Below are 4040 nucleotides of genomic sequence, written 5' to 3' on the forward strand. Positions count from 1 at the left end.
GAGGGCGCCGTCTATGTCGGGCGGCGTCTGGGGGTGTGTGGCGGGGGGGGCCGCCCGCGCGGGGCCCCCCCGCGCCCGCCGCACCCGGCCCAGGATCACGTCCCTGCTGCTCACTTGCCGGCCTCCTTGCCGCCGTCTGTCCGCTGCCACCAGTCGCGGAAGGACTCCGCGGGCACCTGCGGGAGATCCCGGGTGTCCGTCCACGCCCGACCCGGACCCGGCACCGTCCGCGGATGGAAGCGGCGGGTGCGGGCGGCCAGGCGCTGGCCGGCCGCGAGCGCCGCCGGATGGGTGAACGCCCAGCGGGCGGCGCGCATCGCGGCGCGCTCGGCGGCGTGCCCCCTGGCCGGTTTGAGGGTGACCTTCGTGCCGCGCCGGGTCACCGGCCCGCCCTCCACCACCCGCTCCCGCAGATGGACGAGGACCTCGGGGATGTCGATGGCGACCGGGCACACCTCGTAGCAGGCGCCGCACAGCGAGGACGCGAACGGCAGGGAGGCATCGATCTCGCTCTGCGTGCCGCGCAGTTGGGGGCTCAGGATCGCGCCGATCGGCCCCGGGTACACGGAGCCGTACGCGTGCCCGCCCGCCCGCTCGTAGACCGGGCACACGTTCAGGCACGCCGAGCAGCGGATGCAGCGCAGCGCCTGGCGGCCGACCTCGTCGGCGAGGGTGTCGGTGCGACCGTTGTCGAGCAGCACGAGGTGGAAGGTCCGCGGGCCGTCGGAGTCGGTGGTGCCGGTCCACGTCGACGTGTACGGGTTCATGCGCTCGGCCGTCGAGGAGCGCGGCAGGGTCTGCAGGAAGACTTCCAGGTCCTGCCAGGTCGGCACGATCTTCTCGATGCCGACCACCGAGATCAGCGTCTCGGGCAGGGTCAGGCACATCCGGCCGTTGCCCTCGGACTCGACGACCACGAGGGTGCCGGTCTCGGCGACCATGAAGTTCGCGCCGGAGACGCCCACCTTGGCGCGCAGGAACTTCTCGCGCAGGTGCAGCCGGGCCGCCTCGGCCAGCTCGGCCGGGGTGTCGGTGAGCCCCTCGGGGGCCGGGCGGCCCCAACTCCCCATCTCCTCACGGAAGATGTCCCGGATCTCGCCGCGGTTGCGGTGGATCGCGGGCACCAGGATGTGGGACGGGCGGTCGTCGCCGAGCTGCACGATCAGCTCCGCGAGGTCCGTCTCGTAGGCGCGGACACCCTCGGCCTCCAGCGCCTCGTTGAGCCCGATCTCCTGTGTCGCCATCGACTTGACCTTGACGACCTCCCGCTCGCCGGTCGCGAGGACGAGCCGGGTCACGATCCGGTTCGCCTCGTCGGCGTCGGCGGCCCAGTGGACGGTGCCGCCGGCCGCCGTCACCGACTCCTCCAACTGGACCAGATAGTGCTCCAGGTGGCGCAGCGTGTGGTCCTTGATCTGCTTGCCGGCCTCGCGCAGCCGCGCCCAGTCGTCCAGTTCGGCGACCGCGCGGGCGCGCTTGTCGCGGATCGTGTGGGTCGCGTGCCGCAGATTGGCGCGCAGCGTCGTGTTCCGTACGGCGTCGTGCGCGGCCTCCGGGAAGGCGGGCATGCCGAGATACGTACCGCTCATACCAGGGGCTCCTCTTCCGTGCTCGCCAGGATCTCCGCGATGTGCACCGGCCGCATGCCGACCTGGAGGCGCGACATCGTGCCGCCGATGTGCATCAGGCAGGAGTTGTCGGCCGCGCACAGCACCTCGGCGCCCGTCGCCGCCGCGTTGCGCACCTTGTCCGCGCCCATGGCCGCGGAGACATCGGAGTTCTTCACGGCGAAGGTGCCGCCGAAGCCGCAGCACTCCTGCGCCCCCGGAAGCTCCCGCAGCTCAAGGCCCTTCACCGCCGCGAGCAGCCGGGTCGGGCGGTCGCCGAGGCCGAGCGAGCGCAGGCCGTGACAGGTGGGGTGGTAGGTGACGGTGTGGGGGTAGAAAGCCCCGACGTCCGTCACTCCCAACACGTCCACGAGGAACACGGTGAGTTCGTACGTCTTAGGGATCACCGGCGCGAGTGCGGTCGCCAGCCGGTCGCCGCGGCCCTCCGCGCGGGCCCGCTCGCCCATGCGCGGGTACAGCTCCCGCACCATCGCGGCGCACGAACCCGACGGCGTGATGATTGCGTCGTAATCACCCGAGGCGACTCCGGGGCCGAAGACATCGGAGTAATGCCGGGCGAGCGGTTCGGCCTCGTGGCGGTAGCCGGTGTTGTAGTGGGGCTGCCCGCAGCAGGTCTGCGCGGCCGGGAAGTCCACCTCGACGCCCAGTCTGGTCAGCAGTTTCACCACGGCACGGCCGGTGTCCGGATAGAGCGTGTCGTTGACACAGGTCAGGAAGAGTGCGACACGCATCGTGGCCCCTTCGTCGGGTCGCTCGGGTCGATCATCGGATGGGTGCAGCGTACGTCGTCGTGGCCCGTCGGTCACGGGGTGTGCGCGGGCGGGCGCACACGGCTGACGGTCCGTCACGGGCCGGGGTCCCGTCCGGCCGGGTCCCGCCCGCTCCGGACGCGAGGGCATGTGCTGAACTGGCCCCGTCCCGGTCGTCCGGAATCCGGGGCCTTCGTTCCGTCATCCGATCAGTCGTCATGGAGTCGAATTGAGCGCCGCGCGATACCGGCAGGCCGGGGTCGTCCTCACCGACCGCCGCTTCTCCGTCCCGTTGGACCACTCCGCCCCCGACGGCGAGCGGATCGAGCTGTACGCGCGCGAGGCCGTCGCGCCGGGCCGCGAGGACGCCGACCTTCCCTGGCTGCTCTACCTCCAGGGCGGCCCCGGCTTCGGAGCCAACCGCTTCTCCGGCACCCAGGCCTGGCTCGGCCGCGCCCTGAAGGACCACCGCGTCCTCCTCCTCGACCAGCGCGGAACCGGTGCGTCCACCCCCGTCGGCCGGCAGACGCTCCCGCTGCGCGGCGACGCGCCGCAGCAGGCCGCGTACCTGGGCTTCTTCCGCGCCGACTCGATCGTGCGGGACTGCGAGCTCGTCCGCCGCGAGGTCACCGGGGGAGCGCCCTGGACCGTGCTCGGCCAGAGCTTCGGCGGCTTCTGCACGGTCAACTACCTGTCGACGGCGCCCGAGGGTCTCGCCGCCGCGCTGATCACCGGCGGACTGCCGACCCTCGACGGGCACGCGGACGACGTGTACCGGGCCGCGTACCCGCGCGTCGAGCGCAAGGTCCGGGCGCACTACGCCCGCTACCCGATGGACGTCGAGCGGGCCCGCGAGATCGGCGCGTACGTCCTGGAGCACGAGCCCGTCCTGCCGAACGGCTACCGGCTCACCCTGGAGGCCTTCCAGTCCCTCGGCATCTGGCTCGGCGCGGGCGACGGCAGCGACCGGCTGCACTACCTGCTGGAGGACGCGTTCGTACGGACCCCGGGCGGGCGCGAACTGTCCGACGCGTTCCAGGAACAGATCGGCGCGGCCCTGTCGTACGCGAGCCATCCGCTGTACGCCGTGCTGCACGAGGCGATCTACGCCCAGGGCGGGCGGGCCACCGACTGGTCGGCCGAGCGCGTTCGCGGGGAGTTCCCGCAGTTCGACGGGGAGAAGGCGCTGGCCGACGGTGGCGCGCTGCTCTTCACGGGGGAGAGCGTGCACCCCTGGCAGTTCGACTGCGACCCCGCGCTGCGGCCGCTGCGGGAGGCGGCGGAGCTCGTCGCCGGGCGGGTGGACTGGGCGCCGCTGTACGACTCCGTGCGGCTGGCGGCGAACGAGGTTCCTGTCGCCGCGGCCGTCTACCACGACGACATGTACGTGGACACGGCGATGGCCCTGCGGACCGCCGAGGGGATTCGGGGGGCCCGGAGCTGGGTGACGAACGAGTTCGAGCACGACGGGGTCCGGGCGGGTGGGCCCCGGGTGCTCGACCGGCTGCTGGGGATGGTGCGCGGGGAGGTGTAGCGCCGTAGTTTCGTTGCCGGGTGCGGCCCGGTGGGGCTTCTCGCGCGGTTCCCCGCGCCCCTGAAGGCTTGCGGCTGCGCCGCTCAGCCTTCATCGGCGAAATGCGACCCGAAGCCTCTGTATTTCAGG

3 protein-coding genes are annotated in these 4040 nt (G+C 72.6%); 1 reads left to right on the forward strand and 2 read right to left on the reverse strand.

The window, feature by feature from the left end:
• Window positions 1-110: 110 nt before the first annotated feature.
• The gene (locus tag ACFW9D_RS38050) at window positions 111-1589 is read right to left on the reverse strand and encodes a LutB/LldF family L-lactate oxidation iron-sulfur protein (protein ID WP_384630032.1); all 1479 of its coding nucleotides are present in this window, start codon (window positions 1587-1589) and stop codon (window positions 111-113) included.
• Window positions 1586-2359, reverse strand: a complete 774-nt coding sequence (locus ACFW9D_RS38055) for a (Fe-S)-binding protein (protein WP_384630034.1) — start codon at window positions 2357-2359, stop codon at window positions 1586-1588. The genes ACFW9D_RS38050 and ACFW9D_RS38055 overlap by 4 nt, the downstream gene beginning before the upstream one ends.
• A 247-nt stretch (window positions 2360-2606) precedes the next feature.
• On the opposite strand from ACFW9D_RS38055, the gene ACFW9D_RS38060 reads away from it, so the two are divergent.
• The gene (locus ACFW9D_RS38060; RefSeq protein ID WP_384630036.1) at window positions 2607-3911 is read left to right on the forward strand and encodes an alpha/beta fold hydrolase; all 1305 of its coding nucleotides are present in this window, start codon (window positions 2607-2609) and stop codon (window positions 3909-3911) included.
• The last annotated feature ends 129 nt before the right edge of the window (window positions 3912-4040 follow it).

Source organism: Streptomyces sp. NPDC059524 (assembly GCF_042749255.1).
In the GTDB taxonomy this organism is placed as follows: Bacteria; Actinomycetota; Actinomycetes; order Streptomycetales; family Streptomycetaceae; genus Streptomyces; species Streptomyces xanthii.

Coding starts and splice junctions, on each gene's coding strand:
- ACFW9D_RS38050 (WP_384630032.1), bottom strand. CDS start 1,589: ATGAGCGGTACGTATCTCGGCATGCCCGCCTTCCCGGAGGCCGCGCAC.
- ACFW9D_RS38055 (WP_384630034.1), bottom strand. CDS start 2,359: ATGCGTGTCGCACTCTTCCTGACCTGTGTCAACGACACGCTCTATCCG.